At 72.3% G+C, this 22421-nt stretch carries 21 protein-coding genes and 1 pseudogene; 11 read left to right on the top strand and 11 right to left on the bottom strand.

Translation table 11 applies throughout. The features are described 5' to 3' along the window. Positions 1–211: 211 nt before the first annotated feature. Positions 212–1396 (bottom strand): spore photoproduct lyase family protein, encoded by a 1185-nt coding sequence (locus ACQP2X_RS14040; protein ID WP_498697015.1) that lies wholly within the window; start codon positions 1394–1396, stop codon positions 212–214. A 210-nt stretch (positions 1397–1606) separates the two neighbouring features. Here ACQP2X_RS14040 and ACQP2X_RS14035 point away from each other — a divergent pair, with 210 nt between their 5' ends. Next, complete coding sequence (locus ACQP2X_RS14035; protein ID WP_498697013.1) at positions 1607–4450, top strand: AfsR/SARP family transcriptional regulator; 2844 nt, start codon at positions 1607–1609, stop codon at positions 4448–4450. On the opposite strand, the gene ACQP2X_RS14030 is transcribed toward ACQP2X_RS14035, so the two are convergent. Then, complete coding sequence (locus ACQP2X_RS14030) at positions 4451–4924, bottom strand: hypothetical protein (RefSeq protein ID WP_498697010.1); 474 nt, start codon at positions 4922–4924, stop codon at positions 4451–4453. Positions 4925–5045: 121 nt separating this feature from the next. On the opposite strand from ACQP2X_RS14030, the gene ACQP2X_RS14025 reads away from it, so the two are divergent. Together ACQP2X_RS14025 and ACQP2X_RS14020 are read left to right on the top strand one after the other, a co-directional pair. Next, complete coding sequence (locus ACQP2X_RS14025; RefSeq protein WP_498697008.1) at positions 5046–8342, top strand: TIR domain-containing protein; 3297 nt, start codon at positions 5046–5048, stop codon at positions 8340–8342. A gap of 63 nt (positions 8343–8405) precedes the next feature. Beyond that, positions 8406–8651: a sigma factor-like helix-turn-helix DNA-binding protein gene (locus ACQP2X_RS14020; RefSeq protein WP_498697006.1), complete on the top strand. Its 246-nt coding sequence runs from the start codon at positions 8406–8408 to the stop codon at positions 8649–8651. Here the strand turns inward: ACQP2X_RS14020 and ACQP2X_RS14015 are convergent. Next, positions 8611–8919 (bottom strand): hypothetical protein, encoded by a 309-nt coding sequence (locus tag ACQP2X_RS14015; RefSeq protein ID WP_498697004.1) that lies wholly within the window; start codon positions 8917–8919, stop codon positions 8611–8613. The two genes, ACQP2X_RS14020 and ACQP2X_RS14015, sit on opposite strands and share 41 nt — an antisense overlap. A 187-nt stretch (positions 8920–9106) precedes the next feature. Here ACQP2X_RS14015 and ACQP2X_RS14010 point away from each other — a divergent pair, with 187 nt between their 5' ends. Beyond that, entirely contained in the window at positions 9107–10207 is a 1101-nt protein-coding gene (locus ACQP2X_RS14010; protein ID WP_498697003.1) for an endonuclease, read from the top strand. A 379-nt stretch (positions 10208–10586) separates the two neighbouring features. Here ACQP2X_RS14010 and ACQP2X_RS14005 read toward each other — a convergent pair whose 3' ends face one another. Beyond that, positions 10587–11960, bottom strand: coding sequence for an alpha/beta hydrolase family protein (locus ACQP2X_RS14005; protein WP_498697001.1), 1374 nt, complete (start codon positions 11958–11960; stop codon positions 10587–10589). Positions 11961–12086: 126 nt separating this feature from the next. On the opposite strand from ACQP2X_RS14005, the gene ACQP2X_RS14000 reads away from it, so the two are divergent. Together ACQP2X_RS14000 and ACQP2X_RS13995 are read left to right on the top strand one after the other, a co-directional pair. Then, complete coding sequence (locus tag ACQP2X_RS14000; protein ID WP_498696999.1) at positions 12087–13778, top strand: long-chain-fatty-acid--CoA ligase; 1692 nt, start codon at positions 12087–12089, stop codon at positions 13776–13778. A gap of 10 nt (positions 13779–13788) precedes the next feature. Continuing rightward, positions 13789–14853 carry a magnesium and cobalt transport protein CorA gene (locus ACQP2X_RS13995; RefSeq protein ID WP_498696997.1) on the top strand — a complete coding sequence of 355 codons (1065 nt, stop codon included), beginning with the start codon at positions 13789–13791 and terminating at the stop codon, positions 14851–14853. Here the strand turns inward: ACQP2X_RS13995 and ACQP2X_RS13990 are convergent. Beyond that, positions 14804–15841: an Lrp/AsnC family transcriptional regulator gene (locus tag ACQP2X_RS13990; protein WP_498696995.1), complete on the bottom strand. Its 1038-nt coding sequence runs from the start codon at positions 15839–15841 to the stop codon at positions 14804–14806. The two genes, ACQP2X_RS13995 and ACQP2X_RS13990, sit on opposite strands and share 50 nt — an antisense overlap. Positions 15842–15897: 56 nt before the next feature. Here ACQP2X_RS13990 and ACQP2X_RS13985 point away from each other — a divergent pair, with 56 nt between their 5' ends. Then, positions 15898–16857 carry an amidohydrolase family protein gene (locus tag ACQP2X_RS13985; RefSeq protein WP_498696993.1) on the top strand — a complete coding sequence of 320 codons (960 nt, stop codon included), beginning with the start codon at positions 15898–15900 and terminating at the stop codon, positions 16855–16857. Here the strand turns inward: ACQP2X_RS13985 and ACQP2X_RS13980 are convergent. Both ACQP2X_RS13980 and ACQP2X_RS13975 read right to left on the bottom strand, forming a co-directional pair. Further along, on the bottom strand, positions 16854–17105 hold the full coding sequence (locus ACQP2X_RS13980; RefSeq protein WP_498696991.1) for a hypothetical protein: 252 nt from the start codon (positions 17103–17105) through the stop codon (positions 16854–16856). The genes ACQP2X_RS13985 and ACQP2X_RS13980 overlap by 4 nt on opposite strands. A gap of 77 nt (positions 17106–17182) precedes the next feature. Beyond that, positions 17183–17405: pseudogene (locus ACQP2X_RS13975) on the bottom strand (IS701 family transposase); the annotation flags it as partial. Positions 17406–17870: 465 nt separating this feature from the next. Here ACQP2X_RS13975 and ACQP2X_RS13970 point away from each other — a divergent pair. After that, on the top strand, positions 17871–18188 hold the full coding sequence (locus tag ACQP2X_RS13970) for a helix-turn-helix domain-containing protein (RefSeq protein WP_498700935.1): 318 nt from the start codon (positions 17871–17873) through the stop codon (positions 18186–18188). Positions 18189–18200: 12 nt separating this feature from the next. Here the strand turns inward: ACQP2X_RS13970 and ACQP2X_RS13965 are convergent, their stop codons facing one another. After that, entirely contained in the window at positions 18201–18422 is a 222-nt protein-coding gene (locus ACQP2X_RS13965; RefSeq protein WP_498696990.1) for a hypothetical protein, read from the bottom strand. Between the two features lie 96 nt (positions 18423–18518). Between ACQP2X_RS13965 and ACQP2X_RS13960 the strand changes: the two genes are divergently transcribed. Further along, a complete protein-coding gene (locus tag ACQP2X_RS13960; protein ID WP_498696988.1) occupies positions 18519–18752 on the top strand; it encodes a hypothetical protein in 234 nt (77 codons plus the stop codon). Further along, positions 18739–19365: a hypothetical protein gene (locus tag ACQP2X_RS13955; RefSeq protein WP_498696986.1), complete on the top strand. Its 627-nt coding sequence runs from the start codon at positions 18739–18741 to the stop codon at positions 19363–19365. Before ACQP2X_RS13960 ends, ACQP2X_RS13955 begins: the two co-directional genes overlap by 14 nt. Here the strand turns inward: ACQP2X_RS13955 and ACQP2X_RS13950 are convergent. The 3 genes from ACQP2X_RS13950 to ACQP2X_RS13940 all read right to left on the bottom strand — a co-directional run bounded on the left by ACQP2X_RS13950 (position 19328) and on the right by ACQP2X_RS13940 (position 21268). Further along, positions 19328–19717, bottom strand: a complete 390-nt coding sequence (locus tag ACQP2X_RS13950) for a DUF6069 family protein (RefSeq protein WP_498696983.1) — start codon at positions 19715–19717, stop codon at positions 19328–19330. The genes ACQP2X_RS13955 and ACQP2X_RS13950 overlap by 38 nt on opposite strands. Before the next feature lie 5 nt (positions 19718–19722). Continuing rightward, the gene (locus ACQP2X_RS13945; protein ID WP_498696980.1) at positions 19723–20688 is read right to left on the bottom strand and encodes an RNA polymerase subunit sigma-70; all 966 of its coding nucleotides are present in this window, start codon (positions 20686–20688) and stop codon (positions 19723–19725) included. A gap of 64 nt (positions 20689–20752) precedes the next feature. Continuing rightward, positions 20753–21268, bottom strand: a complete 516-nt coding sequence (locus ACQP2X_RS13940) for a GNAT family N-acetyltransferase (RefSeq protein ID WP_498696978.1) — start codon at positions 21266–21268, stop codon at positions 20753–20755. 17 nt (positions 21269–21285) lie between these two features. Here ACQP2X_RS13940 and ACQP2X_RS13935 point away from each other — a divergent pair, with 17 nt between their 5' ends. Continuing rightward, a complete protein-coding gene (locus ACQP2X_RS13935) occupies positions 21286–22389 on the top strand; it encodes an alpha-hydroxy-acid oxidizing protein (protein WP_498696977.1) in 1104 nt (367 codons plus the stop codon). Positions 22390–22421 lie beyond the last annotated feature (32 nt).

Genomic DNA, 22421 nt, shown 5'->3' with positions numbered 1-22421 from the left:
GCGACCCCGCGGCGGAGACCGCGACCAACCCGGTCGACCAGCGGCGGTAGCCACGCGGCGCGAACCCCAGCGTGCAGTCCTCGAGCGTTTCATCCGCAGCGGCACGGACGTCGGCTTCAACGTCGGATGTCATGGGTTCCGCCTCGGTCGGCCCGGATGCGGCCAACCAACGAACGGTCCGATACGTATCGATTACCGTCACTGAAAAGGGTCACGTCCAGTAGAGGATCCGACAGGACGGCAGCCGGGCGGCGATCTTCTCGTGGAACCATGAGCGCAACTCGGCCATCGTCTCGGCCGGGTAGACGTATTTCACCGCGCCGAACTTGCCGTGCTTGCGGCTGCGGGACTCCTCGTCCATCTCCAGCTTCGTCCGCGGATACCAGCTCAGCAGCACCTCTTTGCTGCCGGGCGTGAACCGGTGCGTGATCAGCTCGGCGGTCAGATCCAGGCCCGGCACGTCACCCACGGCGGCGGCGATGCCGTCCAGCAGTTCGCCGTAGTGCGTTCGCCAATCCGGGACGGCGATGATCGGCGCGATCGTGACACCCACCGGGTAGCCGTCGAGGGCGAGGCGGCGCAGCGCGGCCAGCCGGTCCTCCAGGCGGCTGGTGCCACCCTCGACCCGGGTGGTGACCGGACGGCAGTTGACGCTCAGGCGCACCCTCGTACGTCCCCGATGCGCAAGCCCCACGAAGCCGCCCACATCGTCGAACTTGGTGGTCCAGCGCAGCTGGACCGGCGCCTCCCAGGCGCCGAAGTGCTCCACCGCGCGGCGCCAGCTGCCGGTGAGGTGCTCCAGCGCGAGCGGATCGGTGTAGCAGGACGCCTCGAAGGTGGTGCCCTCGTCGCGCCGGGCCTCGCGGCGGCTGGTGATCGTGCCCCGGCCCACGTAGTCGCCGAGGCCGGCCAGGATGTCGTCGAGGTCGGCGTAGACCCGGGTCACCGGTGGTCCGGAGAGCGACCCGGCCAGATAGCAGTACTGGCAGTGCGCCGGGCAGCCCTCGGCCAGGTCGAACCGCCAGTCGGCGCTGGGCGCGATCGGCTGCAGCTTGCGGCGCGACGGTGGGCTCACCACGATCGCCATGGTGGCTTTGGCCCGGGCGTACGTCTCGCGGTCGCTCTCCCCGCGCAGCCCGGTGAGCCGGTTGCCCCTCAGCCGCTCGACCTCGATGCCCTGCGCCTCGACCAGCGACATGATCCGCAGTCCGTGCGCGTGGTCATAGGCGGCCGGCGTGGCCACGACCCGCTTCGGCGTCCACCGTCGCGCGGGCCGAGCCGGTGGCGCGACGGCGCTGAGGTCATGCGTGGCGACCGCCTCGCCGCTGGCACTGTGCGGCGCCGCCGGCGTTTCCGGCGCCAGCGGGCGGGTCACGTCAACCGAGTCGAAGGACACCGCCCGTACGTACCCTGACCTGGACGTTCGATGCACGCGAGGCAGGTCGCCCGTCCCGTCCCGATTCCCCCGTACGCTTGCGCGCCGTCGGGCCAGGGCGGGCGACCTGCTTCCCCCGTACTCGATCCATGGTCGCTCCTGGACCTTGTATGAAGCGTGCAAGACTTGTCGCTCACCTTGTGGATGTCTTGAATCCCCAGCGGAGGGCAGTTGACGGCGGAGTTCGGCGTGCTCGGCGTGGTGGAGGCCCGTGTCGCCGGGCTGCCGGTCGGGCTCGGGCATGCCCGGCAGCGCAGCGTGCTGGCCGCGCTGCTGGTCGAGGTGGGGCGGCCGGTCACTGTCGATCAGCTCATCGACCGGGTCTGGGGCGGCGACGCGCCGCAGCGGGCCGCCGGCGCCCTCTACAGCTATCTCTCCCGCCTGCGGACCGCCCTCGCCGATTCCGGCGTCGGGATCGAGAGACGACCGGGTGGGTACGCCCTGACGGCCGACCCGGAAGCAGTGGATCTGCACCGCTTCCGCCGTCTTGTCACACTCGCCCGGAGTGCCGAGTCCGACCGGTCGGCCGCCGAGCAGATCACCAGGGCGCTCGATCTGTGGCGGGGTGAGCCGTTCGCCGGTCTCGACACCCCCTGGCTCTCCTCGACGCGGGAGCTGCTGCTGGGCGAGCGGTTCGCGGCCGAGCTCGACCACAACGACGTGCTGCTGCGGCTCGGCCGGCACGGTGAGCTGCTCCCCGCCCTGTCGGCCGCCGTGGCCGGGCATCCGCTCGACGAGCGCCTGGCCGAGCAGTTCATGCTCGCCCTCTACCGGTGCGGGCGGCAGGCCGACGCCGACGAGCAGTACCGGCGGATCCGGCACAGCCTGGCCGAGGAGCTGGGCAGCGACCCCGGCCCCGGTCTGCGCCGGCTGCACGAGCGGATCATCGCCGCCGATCCGACCCTCACCGCGGCCGCCGTGGTCCAGGCGGCCACTCCCCAGGTCGTGCCGGCGCAGTTGCCGGCCGACGTGCGGGCCTTCATCGGGCGTACGACCGAATTGAAAGCTCTTGACCAGACCTTGACCGACGGCGACGAGCCCCCGCTGACCGTCGTGCTGCTGTCCGGCACCGCCGGCGTGGGCAAGTCGGCCCTGGCCGTCCGGTGGGCCCATCGGGTCCGGGAGGCCTTCCCCGACGGCCAGCTCTACGTGAACCTGCGCGGCTACGACTGCGAGCAGCCCGTCGCGGTCGGTGACGCTCTGTCCGGCTTTCTCACGGCCTTGGGTGTACGGGGTTCCGAGATCCCGCCCGGCGTCGAGGAGCGGGCCGGCCGCTATCGCTCGGAGCTGACCGGCCGCCGCATGCTCGTGCTGCTCGACAACGCCTCCTCGGTCGAGCAGGTGCGGCCGTTGCTGCCCGGTACCGGGTCGTGTCTCGTGCTGATCACCAGCCGGGACGCGCTGCCGGGCATGGTGGCCCTGCACGGCGCCGAGCGGATCAACCTCGATCTGCTGCCCCCTCAGGACGCGGTGGGGCTGCTGCGCCGGCTGATCGGCGACCGGGTCGACCGTGAGGCGACGGTCGCCGAGGACCTGGCCGCCGCCTGCTGCCGGCTGCCGCTGGCCCTGCGGATCGCGGCCGAGCTGGCCGCCGCCCGGGCCGACGTCTCGCTGGCGGAGCTGGTCGGCGAGCTCAGCGACCACCGGATGCGGCTCGACCTGCTCGACGCGGGCGATCCCCGGGCCGAGGTGCGGGCCGTGTTCTCGTGGTCGTACCAGAACCTGCCGTCCGACGCGGCCCGGGTGTTCCGGCTGCTCGGCCTTCATCCGGGTGAGACCGTGCACGTCGAGGCGGTGGCCGCGCTGACCGGCACCGCGGTGGGCGAGGCCCGGCGGCTGCTCGGCGTGCTGGTCCGGGCCAGCCTGGTTCAGGCCGCCCGCGGCGGCCGCTACGGCATGCACGACCTGCTGCGGACGTACGCGGCCGAGCTGGCCGCCGGCCACGATCCGGCCGAGGAGCGGGAGGCCGCGCTGACCCGCCTCTTCGACCACTACCTGGCCGGCTCGGTGGCCGCGATGGCCACGCTCTATCCGTCCGGGCCGGTCGCGGCCGGCGATCCGGAGGCGGCCCGGAGCTGGATCGAGGCGGAGCGGCCCAACCTGGCCGCCGTCTGCACGTTCGCGGCCGCCCACGGCCGGCACCGGCTCGCCGTCGACCTCGCGGGCACGCTGTTCCGCTATCTCGACGCCGGCGGACCGGTGGCCGAGGCGGTCACCGTCACCTCGTCGGCCGTGTCGGCCGCCCTGGCCCTCGGCGACCGCAAGGCACAGGCACGGGCGCTGTCCGACCTGGGCCGGCTGCACCGGCGGCAGGGCCGTCTGGGCGAGTCGGCCGGCACCTACGGGCAGGCCCTGGCGCTCTACTCCGGCCTCGACGACCCGGCGGCCGAGGCGGTGGTGCTGCGCAATCTGGGCAGCGTCCACTGGCGGCTCGGCGACTACCGCCGGGCGGCCGACCACTACGAGCGGGCCTGGGCCCTCTACCAGCGGCTGGGCGACGACGCCGGGCAGGCCGACGCGTCGGTGCGGCTCGGGCTGGTCGACGCCCGGCTCGGCGATGAGGCGCAGGCCACCAAGCGGTTCCAGTCGGCCCTGGAGCTGGCCGGCCGGACCGGCGACCGGTTCAGCGAGGCGTACGTCCTGTCGTTGCTGGCCCGGCTCTCCGGCGATCCGGCCGAGCTCGAACGGGCCGCCTCCCACCTGGAGCTGAGCCTGGCCACAGCCCGGCAGAACGGCGACCGGACGGCCGAGGCGTACGTGCTGACCGACCTGGCGGCGGTCCACGCCCGCGGCGGCCGGCACGCCGAGGCGGCGGTCCACCTGCGCCGGGCCCTGGTGCTGCACCGGCGGATCGGCGACCGGGCCAGCGAGGCCGAGGCGCTCAACGACCTCGGTCAGGCGCTGCGGGCCACCGGCGACACGGCCGAGGCCCGGGCCCACCACGAGCAGGCGCTGATTTTGGCCCGGGAGATCGGCGACCGGTACGAGCAGGCGCGCGCCGCCGAGGGTCTCTGATCAGACCCGGACCACGCCCTCGACCCAGAGCACAGTGACCGGGCGGCCCTGGGCCCGGGCGTAGGTGACGATGTCGGCCGTGCCGCCCATGCCGCGGGCCGGCCGGCCGTCCCAGACGGCGAACAGGTGGTCGCAGCGGTCGACCAGGGCCTGACCGGCGGCGAGATAGGCCTGCTCGCTGGGCTCGGGATAGGGCAGCGTGGTCACCTTCGCCGCCGCCCGGCACAGCTCGCGCAGACGGGCCCGGCTGTCGTCGGTGATCAGGGAGGACGCGTAGCCCTCGCAGGGCAGCACCGCTTCCAGGGTGCCGCCCGCGGCCAGGACGTGGCTCGCGAACAGCTGGTCGGCCCCGTCGGCCAGGTTCGACACCCCGTACGGCGAAGAGCCCTCGGGCAGCGCCCGGCGCCAGTGGCGCACCGCGCGCTCGGCGATCGCCGGAGGCAGGACGCGATGGCCCGTCACACCGAACCGCACATCGGCCTCCGTCTCGCCCGCTGGTGGATCCCGAACGATACGGCCTCCCGCCTTTGCTCATGGGGCCGGTGCCAGGCAGAATCTGTCGCCGCAGCACGTGCCGATCACCGGAGGACCCCGCATGACCTTCGATGGGTTCATCTCATACAGCCATTCCGGTGACGGACGGCTGGCTCCGGCTGTGCAGCGTGGCCTGCACCGGCTGGCCAAGCCCTGGCACCGGCGGCGCGCGCTGTGGATCTTCCGGGACCAGACCGGCCTGGCCGTGACGCCCGGCCTGTGGTCCTCCATCCAGACCGCCCTCGACGGCTCGCAGCACTTCCTGCTGATGGCCTCGCCCGAGGCGGCCCAGTCGCCGTGGGTGAACAAGGAGATCGAGCACTGGATCGCCACCAAGTCGGCCGACCGGATCCTGCCGGTGGTGACCGACGGCGAGTGGGAGTGGGACGAGGCGCGCGGCGACTTCACCGAGGGCTCGACGGCGGTGCCGCCGGCGCTGCGGGGCGTCTTCAGTGAGGAGCCGTTCTTCCTCGACCTGCGGTGGGCCCGCGGCAACGAGCATCTGAGCCTGCGGCACTCCCGCTTCCGCGACGCGATCGCCCAGCTCGCCGCGCCGATGCACGGCGTGAGCAAGGACGAGCTGGAGGGCGAGGACGTCCGGCAGCACCGCCGGGCCCGGCGGCTGCTCTCCGGGGCCGCGGTGACACTGGTCGTGCTGGCCGTGCTGGCCTCGGTGACCGGGCTGTCGGCGGTGCGCAACGGCGAGCGGGCGCGGGCCTCGGCGGCCGAGTCGCTGCGGCAGCAGCAGCTGGCCGGCGACCAGCGCACCCTGGCCGAGCGGGCGGCGGCCGAGGCCCGGCGCCAGCAGGGTCTGGCCCAGGAGCAGCAGGGCCGGGCGGCGCGGGCGAGCGCGGCCGCCGAGGCGTCCGAGCGGATGGCCGCCGAGCAGCAGGCGCTGGCCGACGAGGCCGCCGCCCTGGCCCGGCGCCAGCGGCAGCTGGCCGACCAGGCGGCGGTCCGCACCGAACAGCAGCAGCGGCTGGCCGCCCAGGCGTCCGAGCTGGCGCAGCAGCTCCAGCTGGAGGCGCGCGGGCTCAAGGAGGAGGCCCAGCGGCAGGCGACGATCGCGGCCGAGCAGCAGCGGCTGGCCCGGCAGGCGGCCACCGAGGCCAAGGCGCAGCAGGCCAAGGCCGCGGAGCAGCAGCGCATCGCGGTCAGCCGGCGGCTGATGAACCAGGCCACCACGACGATCGTCGACGATCCGCGGACGGCCCTGATGCTGGGCGCGGCGGCCCAGCGGCTCAACCCGGACGCGGCGACCCGCCGGCAGCTGACCGGTGTCGTCACCGCGACCAGCTACGCGGGCGCGATCGGCGGGTCGGTGGCCTCGGCGTACGGACCGGACGGGATCCTGATTTCGCTCGGCAACGACGGCCGGGTGGCGCTGTGGAACGTGACCGACCCGCGCCGGCCGGCCCGCGTCGCCACGCTGCCGGAGACCGCGACCGGCCGCGTCCTGGGCCTGAGCCCGGACGGGCGCACCCTGGCCGTGGTGAACGCGCAGGGCCGGGCGGTCCTGTGGGACGTCACCAAGCGATCCAAGCCGGCGCGGCTGGCCACGCTGCCGACCGGCCGCGCGGTCACCGCCGTGGCGTTCGGCGGCGACATCGTCGTCACGGGTGACAACGCCGGCGGCACGGCCGTCTGGGACACCACCGACCGGGCCGAGCCCGTGCTGCTGTCCGAGCCGACCGACCGGGACACCTATCCGGTGCTGCACCTGGCGCTCAGCCCGAACGGGCGCCTGCTGATCGTGGACAAGGCGCGGTTCGTGCCGGTCTTCGACCTGAGCGACCCGGCCGCGCCGGAGAGCCGGCCCGGGTTCCTCAGCTTCGGCGCGTCGCCGATGGCGTTCAGCCCGGACGGGTCCACCTTGGCCGTCGGCCTCAGCGAGGGCTCGGTGGCGCTGTGGAACATGAAGAACCGGACCCCGAAGGTGACCGTCCAGGCGGCCCCGCCGCCCGCGGACGACGACCCGGCTGACGATCCCGCCGACGATCCGGCCGACGGGGGCCCTCCCCCGGACTTCCCGGACATGCCGGACGAGGACGACGACCCGTTCGACTCCCGCACCGGCCTGTCCGGGCAGGTCACCTCGCTCGCCTACAGCCGCGACGGCAACCTGCTGGCCGCCGGCGACCAGAACGGCACGGCGGCGCTGTACGACGAGTCGGCCACCCGGAGCCCCGGCGCCATCGCCAGCGTGAAGGCACACGGCCCGATCACCACGCTGTCGCTCGCCCCGGGCGCCGGCACGCTGGTCACGGCCGACGGCTCGGCCACCACCACGCTGTGGAAGGTGACGCCGTCGGGCGCGCCCAGCTCGCTGGCCACCCTGGCCGTCCCGGGCGGGAACGCCGAGGCCACGGTCTTCGGCCCGGACGGGCGGTCGCTGGTCGCGGCCGGCTCGAACGGCACGGCCGGCACGTGGAACACGGCCAACCCGAGCCGCCCGGTCCGCGGCGCCGACCGGACCCTGCGCGACGAGGCCGTGCGGTCGGTGGCCTTCGGGCCCGACCGCCGCACGGTCGCGACCGTCACCTCCAGGAGCGGGACGCTGCGGGTGGGCACCACGACGCTCACCACGCTGCCCGGCGAGGTGCGGGGAACCAACGCGATGGCGTTCAGCCCCGACGGGCGCACGCTGGCCGTGGTCGCCGACTCCACGTCGATGATGCTGTGGGACGTCTCGGGGACCCGCCCGGTGCTGCGGGCCCGGCTCACCGGCAACTTCGGCACGGCCGTGGCCTTCAGCCCCGACGGGCGCGCCCTGGCCACCGGCGGCGACGACGACCCGGCGGTCACGCTGTGGAACCTGGCCACCCGGGCCCGGCTGGCCACGCTGACCGGGCACAGCGACGCGGTCGAGTCGATCGCCTTCACCCCCGACGGGCGCACCCTGGCCAGCGGCGGCTTCGACCGCACGACGCTGCTGTGGGACGTGGCCGACCGGTCCCGCCCGCAGCGGCTCGCCTCACTGCCCAGCCAGGGCCGGTGGGTGCGTTCCGTGGCCTTCAGCCCCGACGGGCGGACCCTGGCCACGGGCGACGCCGGATATACGGCGACGCTGTGGGACACCGCCGTGCCGGCCGCGCCGATCCAGCTGGCCACGGTGCGCACGAGGAAGGGCGCCGAGGTGCGCGAGGTGACGTTCGGGGGCGACGGCCGCACGCTGGCGATCACGAGCCAGTCCGTCCGCGAGCCGGCGACGGTCACGCTGTGGAGCTACGCCAAGCTCAACGGGCTGCGGGCCGACCCGGCCAAGGTCGCCTGCGCGACCGTCGGGCGGGGCCTGAACGCGGCCGAGTGGGCCCGCTTCGTCCCCGAGCTGAAATATCGGCGTACCTGCGGCGGGTGACGGGACCACTACGCCGCATCTGCGCACTGGAGTCGGCCGCCGGGGTTGAGCAGAGTACCCGTCATGCCGACCACCAAGGCCGACGCGACCCGGCGGCCCCCCATGGAGTCGCTGTTGCGGGATCTCCCGGAGCCCCACCGGGAGATCCTCGTCGCGACGTACTTCCGCCGCCGCACGCCGCGGGAGGCGGCGGAGGCGCTGGGCCTGCCTCAGGCCGAGGTCAAGGCCAGGTTGTACGAGGCCATGCGCACCCTGTCGAGCGTGGTGGCTAATAGCCGCCGGACGGATCGAAGCCCAGGCCGTGGATGACGCCGGAGACCACGAGCGCGACGCCCATGGCCGTGCCGAGGAGCACGGCGCCGAAGATCACCATGATCAGCACGGCCTTGCTCATCCCGCCGAGCCCCTCGGCGAGCACCTGGCCGACGGTGGGCTTGGGCCAGGTGAGCGGCGGATAGACGCGGGGCGCCTCCGGTTCGATCGCCTCGGGCGGGGTCCGCTCCGGCTCGACCGGAGTGACGATGACGCCGGTGGTGCGCTGCGGCCGTTCGGTCGCTTTCGTTCCCTGGAGCAACATGATCCGACTCCTTTGCCTCTTACCCGAAGCATGATCCTCGGAGAAGCCGCTGGTCACGGTCGATCGGCTAGTCTTTTTGCCCGAATTACGGTCATGTCCGGATTATGGCGAAGCTGATATGGCCCACCCGGCGACAGGCGATCCTTATGCTGATCGGCATCGATACCCGCTGCTGATCGGAGTGCCCATGTTCAGGACGGCGCGCCTCGTGACGGCCCTGCTGGCCCTGGTGATCACCCTGCTCTGGGCGCCGGCCGCGCTGTCGGCCACCACCCTGACCGTCGCCCAGGCGATCAGCGGCCAGAGCGGCACCGGGACGGTCCGCGGCTACATCGTCGGCGAGCCGACGGCCACATCGACCGTACGGACGAGCGGCTTCACCGGGGACACGGCGCTCGCCCTGGCCGACAGCAGCGGAGAGACGAACACCGCCAAGATGCTGTACGTCCAGGTCACCACCTCGTACCGGAGCGCCTTCGGCCTGCGGACCAACCCCGGCCTGATGCGGACCGCGATCACCGTGACCGGCACGCTGACCGCGTACTTCTCCCACCCCGGCCTCAAGTCGCCGACCGCGATGACGGCCTCTTCTCCGCCGGCGGATGATTACTACGCGGCCGCCGCCGGCAAATCGGGTGCGGCGCTGAAGTCCTCCCTGCACGGTATCATCTCGAGCGGGACGACCAAACTGTCGTACGACGCGGTCTGGAACGCCCTGAAAGTCACCGACCAGGACCCGGCGAACCCGGCCAACGTGATCCTGCTCTACTCCGGGATCAGCCGCGCCAAGACCCTCAACGGCGGCAACGCCGGCAACTGGAACCGCGAACACGTCTGGGCGAAGTCACACGGCGACTTCGGCACCGCCACGGGCCCCGGCACCGACCTGCACCACCTGCGCCCCGAGGACGTGGCGGTCAACGCCCTGCGCGACAACAAAGACTTCGACACCGGCGGCAGCGCGGCCACCGGAGCCCCCGGCAACTACACCGACGCCGACTCCTGGGAGCCGAGAAACGCCGTCAAGGGCGACGTGGCCCGCATGGTCTTCTACATGGCCGTCCGTTACGAGGGCGACGACTCCTGGCCCGACCTGGAGGTCGACAACGCCACGAGCGGCGGCAGCGCGCCACGCTTGGGCAAGCTCTCGGCCCTGCTGCAGTGGAACACCCAGGATCCGCCGGACGCGGCCGAGCGCAACCGCAACCAGGTCATCTACACCACATATCAGCACAACCGAAACCCGTTCATCGACCACCCCGAGTGGGCCGCCTCCATCTTCGGGTGAGGCGCCGGCGATGATCGACGAAATGCTCGGCCGGGGACTGCGGTCGGGGGTTCTGGTCGCCGACACGGCGACGCCGGGCAGTTCCGCCAAGCCCTGACCGAACGCGACATCGAATATTGGCTGTCGAACCTGCCCGCCCGGCTCGGCCTCGACCACTACAAGGGCCGCGCCTGTCGCATCGACCTGGGCGTTCCAGTCGATATCGTCGTCGAGTTCAGCGAGGGTGATGACCCTGGGCTTTCAGCATTGCCCACGTCCCATCGGCGGCCCTGGGCCGGTGGCGCCGGCAGCGGCGATGTCAGCAAAGCCCATTCCGATGCCGGTGGCGGCCCGGCGTTATGGCGATGTCCGGCCGGGCCGGGTGGATGCAGCGCGGCGGCTACGGGCAGGGCGGGGCCACGAAGCCGGTGTGGGTTCCGCGGGTCCAGCGGCAGCCGAAGGTGGGGGCGGCTACGGCGCGGCGGTTCAGGATGGCGTCGCCGGCGGGGCGGTGGCCGGTGCGCAGCCAGGTGGTCAGGTCGTCGAAGCCCTGTGTCAGCTCGGGGGCGGTGAAGTCGCAGTGGCCGACGCCGCGGATGGCCCGGGACACGAACAGTTTCGATTTGCCGTTGCGGGCCGCTCGGGAGGCGTACACCTGCTCCATCGAGAAAGGCACGAAAAGGTCGCCGATGTCGTGCAGGGACAGGACCGGGATCCGGGGGTTTCCGTCGATTTTGGGAATGCCGGCCAGGCCGGGGTCGGCGGACGCGGTGCGGCGGACGCGGAGCACGTCGCGGTTGAGGCGCAGCTCCCCGGCGGTCGGCCACAGGCGGTCGGTGGTGCGGTAGAAGGTGTGCCGGTTGTCGGTGACGTTGCCGGGGGCGATGCCGCCCGTGCCGCCCTGCAGGCCCGGGTAAAGACCGAAGAGGAAGGGCAGGTCGGCCAGCGGCGGCAGGGAGGAGGCGGAGTTCCAGTACGCGAACGCGCCGTCGAAGCCAGGTCTGTCCCCACCGCTGCGACGTTCCAGGACGGCCGACCAGGCGCGGCCGGCCGGCGTGGAGCCGGTGGGCAGGCCCAGCTTCGGCACGATCTGGCCCACGTGCGAGCGCCACACCTGCTGGTAGTCGGCGGGCGGCTGGAGCGGGAACTCGATGTCGACGCCGGTGATCGCGGCCGCCGTGACGTTCGCGTCGAGGAAGTAGTCGTAGAGGGCGGTGTCGCCGAGGACCCCGCAGTACGGCATGGCGCCGGCGAAGGCTCGCGGATGTTCCTCGATCGCCACCGCGGTGATGTGGCCGCCCATCGACGCCCCGGACATGATGACCTGCCGGGGGCGGTGGCCCGTGACCCGGCGGAACACGTCGATCAGGGCGACCGAGTCGCGGACGCCCTGGCCCACGTCGTATCCGTTGGTGGCGTAGCTGGAGGCCGCCCACGCGTAGCCGCGGGACACGTAGTGCTCGCGCAGGTCGGGATCGTTGACGTACACCGTCGTGCCGGTCCCGCGGTAGCCGTGGGCCCAGACGACGAGCCCGCCGTTCCACTGGCGTGGCACCTCGACGCGATAGGCGGCGCCGCCGGTGACGCCGGTGCGGACCCGGGCGCCGGGCAGCGCGGTGAACGGCGTCCCGTCGAGGTCGCAGTCGGGGTCGGCCACGAGATAGCCGGGCTGGGTCGTGCTCGGCGCCGGCGCGGTGCAGGTGGCCGCCGGCGTCTGCGGCGAGGGCGCCAAGGGCACCAGCAGGGCGAGGGCGAGAGCGGCGTGACCGAGCATGGCGTTACCTCCCGGTAACACTTCACGCCGTCCATCGACGGGTGTCAAGGTCGCGGGCCAGATGATCTTGTGAAGGGCCGGAGGGTAGCCTCGATGAGGTTACGCAACCGTAGGTTTGGAGACCCGATGGTGGACGAGCGGCCCTGGCTGGCGGCCTATCCGGACGGCGTGCCGGCCGACATCGCCGAGCCCCAGCGGGCCTTGACGGCGAACCTGGACGGGGCCGTCGAGCGCTTCCCGGACCGGATCGCCCTCGACTTCCTCGGCGCCACCACCACGTACGCCCAGCTCGGCGACCAGGTCGCCCGGGCCGCCGAGGCGCTGCGGCTGACCGGGGTCGGCCCGGGGGACCGGGTGGCGCTGATCCTGCCCAACTGCCCGCAGCACGTGGTCGCCTTCTACGCGGTGCTGCGCCTCGGCGCGGTCGTCGTCGAGCACAACCCGCTCTACACCGCCGACGAACTGGCCCACCAGCTCGCCGACCACGGCGCCACCGTCGCCATCTGCTGGGAGAAGGTCGCGGCCACGGTGGCCGCGACGGCCGAACGCACCTCGATCACCACCATCATCGGCGTCGACCTGACCGCCGCGCTGCCGTTCCTCAAGCGGCTCGCGCTCAAGCTGCCCGTGCCGGCCGCGCGCAAGATGCGGGACGAGATGCGCGGGACGCTGCCGGGCGGCACCCTGCTGTGGGAGACGCTGATCGCCGAGGCGCCGCCGATCGACGCCTCGATTCCCGGGCCCGGCGTCGACGACACCGCCCTGCTGCAATACACCGGCGGCACCAGCGGCACCCCCAAGGGCGCGATTCTCAGCCACCGCAACCTCGTGGCCAACGCCGAGCAGAGCCGTGTCTGGGTGCCCGGCCTGCGCGACGGCGGGGAGACCTTCTACGCGGTTCTGCCGCTCTTCCACGCGTACGGCCTGACGCTGTGCCTGACCACGGCCGTGCGGATCGCGGCGACGATCGTCCTGGTGCCGCGCTTCGACGTGGGCATGGTGCTCGACGCGGTGAAGCGGCGCCCGCCGACGTTCTTCCCGGGTGTGCCGCCGATGTACGACCGGCTGGGCGAGGCCGCGCGCGAACGCGGCGCCGACCTGAGCTCGATCAAGTTTTCCTTCAGCGGGGCCATGCCGCTGCCGGCCACGACCGTGCGGACGTGGGAGGCGCTGACCGGAGGGCTTCTGATCGAGGGGTACGGCATGACGGAGACCTCGCCCATCACGGTAGGGAACCCGATGTCCGAGCGGCGGCGGGCCGGCTCGATCGGTGTTCCGTACCCGTCGACGTACGTCCGGATCACCGACCGGGACGACCCGGCCCGCGACATGCCGGCCGGCGAGCCGGGCGAGCTGCTGCTGAAGGGCCCGCAGGTGTTCTCCGGATATTGGAACCGGCCCGAGGAGACCGCGGCGGTGCTGCTGCCGGACGGGTGGATCCGCACCGGCGACGTGGCCGTGATGAGCGAGGACGGCTTTCTGTCCATCGTCGACCGGGTCAAGGAGCTGATCATCACGGGCGGCTTCAACGTCTATCCGTCGGAGGTCGAGGACGTGGTCCGCGACCATCCCGGCGTGGCGGATGTGGCCGTCGTGGGGCTGCCGTCGGAGCGTACGGGGGAAGAGGTCGTCGCCGTTGTCGTCGCCGCCGAAGGCGCGACCGTGGACCCGGAAGCCATGCTGAAGTGGGCGCGCGAGCGGCTGGCCGGCTACAAGGCGCCGCGCCGCGTCGAGGTGGTGGACGAGCTGCCCCGCAGCCAGATCGGCAAGGTCCTGCGCCGCCAGGTGCGGGACGACCTGCTCGCGAAATCGCAGTAGGCTCGGCGTCGTGGAGGCCCGGCAATGGCAACCGCCGCGACCGGCGGCCCGAGGACGGGCCGACCATACGGCGATCGTCGGTTGCAGCCTGTTCGTCGACGGTGTGGCCGTCGAAAATCCGGGCTCGCGGGCCGACCTCGCCCGGCTCTACGCGAGGGCGCGGGAGCAGGAGGGGGCGTTCGTCTGGCTCGGCCTGCACGAGCCGACCGAGGCCGCGCTGACCCGGGTGGCCGAGGTGTTCGGCCTCCATCCCCTGGCGGTCGAGGACATCCTGCACCGGGAGCAGAGGGTCAAGATCGAGCGGTACGAGGATGTGCTGTTCATGGTCGTCCGGGCCGCTCACTACGTGGAGCACGAGCGGATCACGGCCACCAGCGAGATCGTCAGCACGGGCTTCGTGCGGCTGTTCGTCGGACCGCACTTCGTCATCACCGTGCGGCAGGGCCGGGTCATGGAGCTGAGCTCGCTGCGGGCCGACCTGAGCGCCGACCCTCGTGCGCTGTCACAGGGTGGTCCGTGGGCGGTCGTGCACGCCATCCTCGACCGGCTGGTGGACGGCTACGTCGACATCGCGGCGGCCGTGCAGACCGACATCGACCTGACCGAGGCGGCCGTGTTCGACTCGCGCACCCCGGTCACGGTCGAGCAGATCTACCAGCTCAAACGCCAGCTGATGAAGTTCAAGTCGGCGGTGCTGCCGTTGCAGCGGCCGCTGGCCGCCCTGGCCGGCAAGCAGTTCGCCGACCTGCCCAAGGAGATCCGCCGCTATTTCAGCGACGTGTCCGACCACCACACGGCGGCGGTGGAACAGGTGATGGCCTTCGACGACGTGCTCAATGCCCTGCTCCAGGCCCGCCTGACCCAGCTGACGGTCGACCAGAACAACGACATGCGCAAGATCGCCTCATGGGCGGCCATCGCCGCGCTGCCGACCGCGATAGCCGGGGTCTACGGCATGAACTTCACCCACATGCCCGAGCTGCAGTGGCGCTACGGCTACCCCACCTTGATGCTGATCATGCTCCTCAGCTCGGCCGCCCTGTACCGCCTGCTCCGCCGGGCCGGCTGGCTGTGACGGCCAGTCGCTCCCCGTCGACCCGGGCCACGATCTGCTTCACCTGTCGCGTGATCGGGCTGACCTCCAGGCCTTCGACGCCAGGAAGCACGCCGACCCGGCCGGTGGTGAGCTCGAACAGCTCGTCCAGGTCGCGGCAGTGCACGACGGCGTGCAGATTGTCCGGCCCGGAGGTCGCGGCCGCGAACGCCACCTCGGGCATGACGGCCAGGGCCCGCCCGACCTCCGTGAGACGGGCCGGGTGCACGCGCAGATGGAGCCCGGCCCGCGCCCGGTAGCCGAGCGCGGCCGGGGCGATCTCCACGTCGAAGTAGAGCACGCCGCCGTCGAGCAGGCCCTGCACGCGCCGCGACACCTGACCCGAGGTGAGCCCGGTGGCGGCCGCGAGGTCGACCAGGCTGGCCCGCCCGTCGCCGGCCAGGGCCGCGATCAGCCTCTCCTCGTCGGCGGTCAGCGTGGCGGCGCCGTCCCGGACGATCGGCCGTTCCGTGAACGGCTCCGGGCCCAGGGCGGCTTCCTGCTCGGCGGTCAGCACGCCGGACAGCGCCGTCCAGTAGTGCCCGCGTCCGCCGACGAATTTGCGCAGCTGCACGGCCGCCCGCACGCCGAGCACGGCGGCGGCCCGGGGCAGGCGCCGCTCGAGGAGATCGTCCCGCTCCTGCTGGGAGCGCGAGTGGACGGCACAGGTCACCTCGGACCCGGCCGCGGTCAGGGCCACCCAGCTGACGTCGTCGCGCTCGGCCAGGGACGCGGCGATGGCGCCGGCACTGCCGGGCCGGCAGCTCAGCCGTACCAGCCATGGGCTGTGCCCGAGCGCACCCGGATCGACCACACCGACCACCCGCACCTTTCCGGCCTGGCGCATGCGGCGATAGCGGCGAGCGACGGTCAGCTCGGAGAGTCCCAGCACCGTCCCCACCGCGGCGAAGGAAACACGCGGATCGATCTGGAGAGCGCGAAGGATTCGTACGTCCTCTGCCTCCATCATGACGGAATCGTACGTCCCGTGCCGACGGCGGTCGGTTCGCGACCGATGCTTCAACGGTGACTCTCATCGCCATCGAAGAACACTGGATGCCCCAGCACCTCGCCGCCGCCCTGGCCGGCCGCGACGACAGCCTCGCCTTCAACGACCTCGGCGACCATCGCGAACGCCTCGAAGATCTGTCGGCCGGCCGGATCGCCGCCATGGACGCCCAGGGCATCGACGTCGCCGTGCTCGCCTTGACACCGCCGGGAACCCAAGCCCTGGACCCCGATGCGGCCGTACGCCTGAGCCGCGCGGCCAACGACCTGGCCGCGTCCGCCGTCGCCGCCCACCCGTCCCGGTTCCGGGCGTTGTCCTCGCTGCCCATGTCGGCCCCCGGCGAGGTCGCGGCCGAGTTGGAACGCGCGGCCGGTCTCGGCCACGTCGGCACGATGGTCTACGGGCGCAGCGGCGACCTGCTCCTGGACGATCCCGCCTACGACGACTTCTTCGCCGCAGCGGCCCGGCTCCGCCAGCCGGTCTTCCTGCACCCGCAGCTGCCGTCACCGGCGGTGCGCGACGCGTCGTACCGTGGCTTCGGACCGCAGGTCGATCTGGCCCTGGCCACCTTCGGCTGGGGCTGGCATCTCGACGCCGCCACGGCCGCCCTGCGCCTGATCCTGCGGGGCACGTTCGACCGTCACCCCGGCCTGCAGGTGGTGCTCGGCCACTGGGGCGAGATGCTGCTGTTCTGGCTGGACCGCGCCGACAGCCTGGCCCGGGTGGCCGGCCTGCCGCGCCGCGTGTCCGACTACGTCCGCTCGAACTTCCACATCACCGCGTCCGGCATGCTCAACCCGGCCCTGCTGCGGCACGCTCAGGCGGTCACCACCCCCGACCGCCTGCTCTTCTCCACCGACTATCCGTTCCAGCAGCCGTCCCGCGCGGACATCGAGACGTTCCTGGCCGGCTTCTCGTCGGCCGAGGACCGGCTGCGCTTCGCCTCCGGAAACGCGGCCGCCCTCTTCACCCTTTAGCCGAGCTCCTTGAGCCGGGCCTCGACCCGCTCGCGGCGCTGCTGGAGCACGTCGATGACGGCCTCGGTCTCGTTGATGCCGGTCAGCTCGGTCGCGATGTCCTCCGGCTCCTGGAAGCCCTCGGAGTTGTCGCCGTCCTCGCCCCGCCGCCCCTGCGCGTCCCCGACAACCCGCCGAAGCTCAGCCAGCTCGGCGTCGATGTCCTGGAGTTCCTGCCGAAGCTGCTCGGGTGTCGCTTGATCAGTCATGCCCGCCATCATACGAACGGCCCCGAGCCCGCCGCCCACCGGCGGATCGCCCAGGCCCGCGCAGGTGAGTCAGATCTCTGGCAGTCCGTCACCTTCCCGGCGGTGCCGGTGTATCGGCGGGCCACACGCGGCGACGCGTTGCCGCACTTGTGTCATCGATCGCCCACGCCACGCTCTCCGGCGCCTCGCTCATGCGTTCGGCGTACGCCGCCCGTCCAGCATCAACCCGCGCAGATAGTGCCCGCCGGTCGCCGCGACGCCGATCTGGCTCCTCCGCGCCGCTGAATCGCCTACCGCCACCGACCTCGGTCAGGACTTCCTCATCTCGTCGACACGCCGAGAAAATCTACGACATGCCGACTAGGTTTTCTCGGCAGTCTCGGCTAACGTTTTTGGAGTCGAACGAAGAGATCAAGGATGACGCCGACGAAATGACCGAGCGTCAAGCAGGGCCCGGACCCATGTCGTGGGCTCGCTCGGCATAAGCGGCCACGCCGCATCGGAACAGCTCGTCGCACGTGCTGGGGCCAAGGATTCGCGTGGGGCTCCGGTGCCGGCGAGAGGCACTGCAGAGGAACAGAGGAAAGGGAGGGCTGAACGCCGTTGGATCGCCCTGGGCGGTCACCGCAGTTTCCATCGAACGAGAGGTGGTCTTCGGTCACGCATATGCGATCCTCGCACCGCACAGGTGCGGACAAGTGTTCATACCCGTAACCCTGGGCCCCGGCGCAACGCCGGGGCCCTCGTCATGGAGTAGAGGTGTCTATGGCCCAACCCGACGACATGTTCGGCGACGAGGACTTCCCCGCCTACACGATGGGCCGCGCCGCGGAGATCACCGGCGCCTCGCAGGACTTCCTGCGCCGCCTCGGCGAGGCGAAACTGATCACCCCGCTGCGGTCGGCCGGTGGCCACCGCCGGTACTCCCGCTATCAGCTGCGCCTGGCCGCGCGGGCCCGCGAGATGGTCGAGCAGGGCACCGCGCTCGAGGCCGCCTGCCGCATCATCATCCTCGAGGACCAGCTCGAAGAAGCGCTGAAACAGAACGCCGAATACCGGCGTCAGCAGGAGGCCGGCGCCTGAGCTGATCAGAGGTCAGTCGCCGCTTCCGCCGCCGCTGTTGTCGCCGCCGGTCACGCTGCCCTCGTCGGAGGATCGGTGGGAGCCGCCCAGCGAGTTCCCTCCCCGGCCGCGGCGGCGGGTGGGGCCGATGCCCTGGCGATAGCCCTCGTCGAAGCCCCGGCGCACCCCGATCACGAGGGCGACGACGATCACGACGATCACCGCGACTGACGCGATCGCGAGCACGATGTCCATGTCCGTAGTGTGCCCGGCGGCCGCCACCGTCGTGACTTTCGACAAGGCGGTAAGGATTGGGGCTCCGGCCGACATGAAACGGTCGAGGAGGGACGGATGGGCGACGCGCCACCTGAGCAGAGGTTCACCGACCTGTACCGGGCCAGCCACGGGCGGGTCCTGCGGTTCGTCGCGCGCCGGGTCGACGACGACGCCGAGGCTGAAGATCTGACGGGTGAGATCGCCGCGCTCACCGGCCTGTCCGCGTCGGCCGTCTGGGTGCGGCTTCATCGGGCCCGGCAGGCGTTCAAGAAGTCCTACGGAGCGGAGGTCGGTCATGCCCAGCGTTAGGCGGCTGATGCGGGAGGCCAATCCGGTGCCCGGCGACCGCGCCGAGGACGGCGCGCGGGCCGAAGCCCGGCTGGCCGAGCTGATGGGCGGCGGCCGGACCCCGGCACCGGCACGGAACCCGGCCCCCAGGACGGCGCGGGCCGTTCTGGTTTGGGCGGCTGTGGCCGTCGTGGCCGCCGGGGTTGTGGGGGCGGTGGTTCTCCGCGAAGCGGCGCCACCCTCCGGATCGTCCACGGCGGACCAGCCCTTCTACAGCACCACGGCCGAGCTGGAGGAGAGCGCCGAAGCCATCGTCCGGGGCACCGTCACCTCGACCCGGGGCAGCTCCGGCGAGACCGTGGCCACCGTTGCGGTCGGCAAGGTGGCCACGGGCACTCCGGCGGTGGGCTCGTCGATCCGGGTCGTCTTCTCGGCGTCGGGGCCGGAGCAGGCCGACGGCATCCACGACGGCGGCGACTACGTCCTGCTGCTCCAGGCCCGCGACGCCACCTCGTGGAACCTGGTGAACACGACCCAGGGCTACTACACGGTCTCGCCCGGACGGCTCGTACCCACCGCCGACAACCCGGTCGAGCTCAGCCCGCCGGTACTGGCCGCGCTGGGGCTCGCCTGATCAGGCGTACGGTCAAAGCCGGAATCATCACCGCCGCCGCCACCAGATGAAGCCCGGCCAGCGTGGCGGCAGTGGCGGCGTTCGCACCGGACAGGAACGGCGGGATCAGCGAGATCGCGGTCAGCGCCCCGGCCGTCCACACGAAACGCTCGGCGGGGCGGGCGCTCCACCGGCGCAGCGCCGTCGCGATGACGACCCCCACGAGCGAGAAGAAGCCGGTCACCACGGCGATCCCGGGCAGCGGGACGGTCTCGCCGCCGTCCGGCACCTCGAAGTCGGCACCGAGAGCGCGGGCCAGCGCGGCGGTCAGGGTGGTGGCCAGCACGGCGGCCAGCACGGCGACGAAGGCCATGGCCATCACTCCGTTCCGCCGGCGGGCAGGCTCTCGGGCAGGCCGAACCGCGGGAACCGGTCGGCGTGGAACGTGTAGATCTCGGTGATCGCCCCGCCCGTGACGCGCAGGACGTCCATGGTCAGCGGCCGGTACAAGCCCTCGGCCTCGCGCCAGTGGTAGTAGGCGATCGCCGGCTGCCGGTTGGCCGAGGTGGGCACGGCCCGCAGACCCGTCATGCCCTCGAAGCCGCTCTCGATCCAGTACTTCACCACCGTGTCGCGGCCGACATAGAGACCGGGCGTGGGCGGCATCGCGCTGCGCACGTCGTCGCGCACCATCGAGGCGAGCACCGGGATGTTGGTGGTCACGCTGGCCTCGGTGTACCGGCGTACGAGGTCAAGCGTCCCGGGGTCGTCCTCGCCGCCGGTCCAGTCCTGCCGCTCGGCCGGCAGATGCTCCCGCATGCCGGCCCGGGCCCGTTGCAGCGCGCTGTTGACCGAGTTGACCGAGTCGCCGAGAAGCTCGGCCACGTCCTTGGCCGGCCATCCGAGCACGTCCCGCAGGATCAGTACGGCCCGCGGGCGCGGGGCCAGATGCTGGACGGCGATGAGGTACGCCAGTTCGACCGTCTCCCGCGCCACGGCCAGCGCCTCGGGCGCGTCCGCGTCGGCCGTGGGCAGCTCGTCGAGCAGCCGGTCCGGATAGGGCTGCAACCACAGCACCTCACCGCCGCTCGCCGGCTCCGGGCGGACCTTGGCCAGCAGGTCGAGGCAGGCGTTGGTGGCGATCCGGTAGAGCCAGGCCCGGAACGTGGAGCGGCCCTCGAAGGTCTCCCGCCGCCGCCAGGCCCGCAGGAAGGTCTCCTGCACGGTGTCCTCGGCGTCCTCGTACGACCCGAGCATCCGGTAGCAGTGCACGTGCAGTTCCCGCCGGTGCCGCTCGGCCAGCCCGGTGAAGGCCGGCTCGCTCAGCTGCGTCCGCGTACTCATCACGTCATCCTTCCGCCTCATCACGTCCTGTCGTAGGTATGACGGCGGCGGGCGCGGGAACTCATCACAGCTCCTTGTGGAAGACCTGCAGATGACACGGCACGGCCAGCAGCGGCGACAGCTCGGGATAGTCGTCGGCCAGCGACTCCGTGCCGACCTGCCGGTAGCCGATCCGCGTGTACCACCCGCGCAGGAACTCCTTGACCGGATGCTCCCCCACCAGCGGCACGAGCAGCTCGAGCTGCATGACCGAGGCCCCGGCCGCCCGCGCGTGTTCCTCGGCGAACCGCACCAGCTCGCGCCCTACGCCGCTGCCACGCTCGGCGGGGTCCGCCGCCAGCATCCCGAGTTGCCCGACGCGGGGCGAGAGCAGCTGAACCCGTACGGAACCCAGAACGTGATCCCCTCGCCGCGCCACCGCGAGCTTCCCGGCGAGCTCAGCCATCTCCGTCGCCGAGGTCCGGAGCGTGCCCTCGCGCCAGAGCCCTTTCTCCCCTTCGGCGTAGGCGTCATTGACGATCCGGGCCAGCCGCTCAGCAGTCGCGTCATCGGGATCGGGCTCCAGCATCGAGATCTCCATCCACCTAGCATGCTGGCATGTCCACCACTCCTGGCGCCGGGCTGAGCCGGCTGAACACCATCTACCGGGCCGGGGTCCTCGGCCGGCGCCCGCGCGTGCCCACCGATTTCGCCGAGCTCGAACGCCGCGCTCGCCGGGCCAGCAGCGCTGCGGCCTGGGCGTACGTCGCCGGCGGGGCCGGTGAGGGCCGGACCATGCGCCGCAACCGGGAGGCGTTCGACCGCTGGGCGATCGTCCCGCGGATGGCCTCCGGCGCCGTGGAGCGTGACCTCTCCGTCGAGTTGCTCGGCCACCGGCACGCCACCCCGGTGCTGCTGGCGCCGGTCGGAGCGGGCGCGCTCATGGGCGCCGACAGCGATCTGCACATCGCGCGGGCCGCGGCCGCCACCGCGACGACGTACATCCTCTCCAACCAGGGCTGCACCCCGATGGAGGACTGCGCGTCCGCGATGGGCGACGCCTCGCGCTGGTTCCAGCTCTACTGGAGCAAGGACGAGGCGCTGGTCGACAGCCTCATCGCCCGGGCCGAGGCGGCCGGGGCGGGCGCGCTGGTCGTCACGCTCGACACGACAGTGCTGGGCTGGCGGCCGCAGGACCTCAACCTCGGATCGCTGCCGTTCAGCCGGGGGCTGGGCATCGCGCAGTACACGTCCGATCCGCGCTTCCGGCAGATCGTGGCCGAGCGGCTCGGCCGCCCGGCGGCCCGTCCGCAGGTCACGCTGGGCGCGATCCGGACGCTGCTGGCCATGTCGCGCCACCATCCGGGGCGGTTCCTGGCCAATCTCCGGTCGCCGGTGCCGCGGGCGTCGGTCGAGACGTTCCTCGACATCTACTCCAATCCCGGGCTGAGCTGGGATCATCTGGCCACGCTGCGCGACCGCACCCGGCTGCCGGTGGTGCTCAAGGGAATCCTGCATCCCGACGATGCCCGGCGCGCCCTCGACCTGGGTGCCGACGCCGTGCTGCTGGGCCGCCCTTACATGTACGGGCTGGCCCTCGACGGGCGCCGCGGCGTCGAGGACGTCATCCGCAACGTCGTGGCCGAGCTCGACCTGACGATGGCGCTGGCCGGCACACCGGACATCGCTTCGATCACCCGGGACAGGCTGACGCGGACCTAGGGATTCTCCCGTCGCTGGGATCTCCGGGGCGG

The organism is Actinoplanes sp. CA-131856 (genome assembly GCF_050956135.1).
In the GTDB taxonomy this organism is placed as follows: domain Bacteria; phylum Actinomycetota; class Actinomycetes; order Mycobacteriales; family Micromonosporaceae; genus Actinoplanes.
Note: the sequence above shows the minus strand (reverse complement) of the source record. Positions and strands in the feature narration are given on the sequence as shown.

Excerpts from the sequence above, each read along its gene's own strand:
- ACQP2X_RS13935 (WP_498696977.1), top strand. The coding sequence starts at position 21,286 with ATGTCCACCACTCCTGGCGCCGGGCTGAGCCGGCTGAACACCATCTAC.
- ACQP2X_RS14015 (WP_498697004.1), bottom strand. The coding sequence starts at position 8,919 with ATGTTGCTCCAGGGAACGAAAGCGACCGAACGGCCGCAGCGCACCACC.
- ACQP2X_RS13990 (WP_498696995.1), bottom strand. The coding sequence starts at position 15,841 with ATGATGGAGGCAGAGGACGTACGAATCCTTCGCGCTCTCCAGATCGAT.
- ACQP2X_RS13955 (WP_498696986.1), top strand. The coding sequence starts at position 18,739 with ATGCCCAGCGTTAGGCGGCTGATGCGGGAGGCCAATCCGGTGCCCGGC.
- ACQP2X_RS14020 (WP_498697006.1), top strand. The coding sequence starts at position 8,406 with ATGCCGACCACCAAGGCCGACGCGACCCGGCGGCCCCCCATGGAGTCG.
- ACQP2X_RS14005 (WP_498697001.1), bottom strand. The coding sequence starts at position 11,960 with ATGCTCGGTCACGCCGCTCTCGCCCTCGCCCTGCTGGTGCCCTTGGCG.
- ACQP2X_RS13980 (WP_498696991.1), bottom strand. The coding sequence starts at position 17,105 with ATGACTGATCAAGCGACACCCGAGCAGCTTCGGCAGGAACTCCAGGAC.
- ACQP2X_RS13965 (WP_498696990.1), bottom strand. The coding sequence starts at position 18,422 with ATGGACATCGTGCTCGCGATCGCGTCAGTCGCGGTGATCGTCGTGATC.
- ACQP2X_RS13960 (WP_498696988.1), top strand. The coding sequence starts at position 18,519 with ATGGGCGACGCGCCACCTGAGCAGAGGTTCACCGACCTGTACCGGGCC.
- ACQP2X_RS14000 (WP_498696999.1), top strand. The coding sequence starts at position 12,087 with ATGGTGGACGAGCGGCCCTGGCTGGCGGCCTATCCGGACGGCGTGCCG.
- ACQP2X_RS13970 (WP_498700935.1), top strand. The coding sequence starts at position 17,871 with ATGGCCCAACCCGACGACATGTTCGGCGACGAGGACTTCCCCGCCTAC.
- ACQP2X_RS13950 (WP_498696983.1), bottom strand. The coding sequence starts at position 19,717 with ATGGCCTTCGTCGCCGTGCTGGCCGCCGTGCTGGCCACCACCCTGACC.
- ACQP2X_RS13940 (WP_498696978.1), bottom strand. The coding sequence starts at position 21,268 with ATGGAGATCTCGATGCTGGAGCCCGATCCCGATGACGCGACTGCTGAG.
- ACQP2X_RS13945 (WP_498696980.1), bottom strand. The coding sequence starts at position 20,688 with ATGAGTACGCGGACGCAGCTGAGCGAGCCGGCCTTCACCGGGCTGGCC.
- ACQP2X_RS14010 (WP_498697003.1), top strand. The coding sequence starts at position 9,107 with ATGTTCAGGACGGCGCGCCTCGTGACGGCCCTGCTGGCCCTGGTGATC.
- ACQP2X_RS14025 (WP_498697008.1), top strand. The coding sequence starts at position 5,046 with ATGACCTTCGATGGGTTCATCTCATACAGCCATTCCGGTGACGGACGG.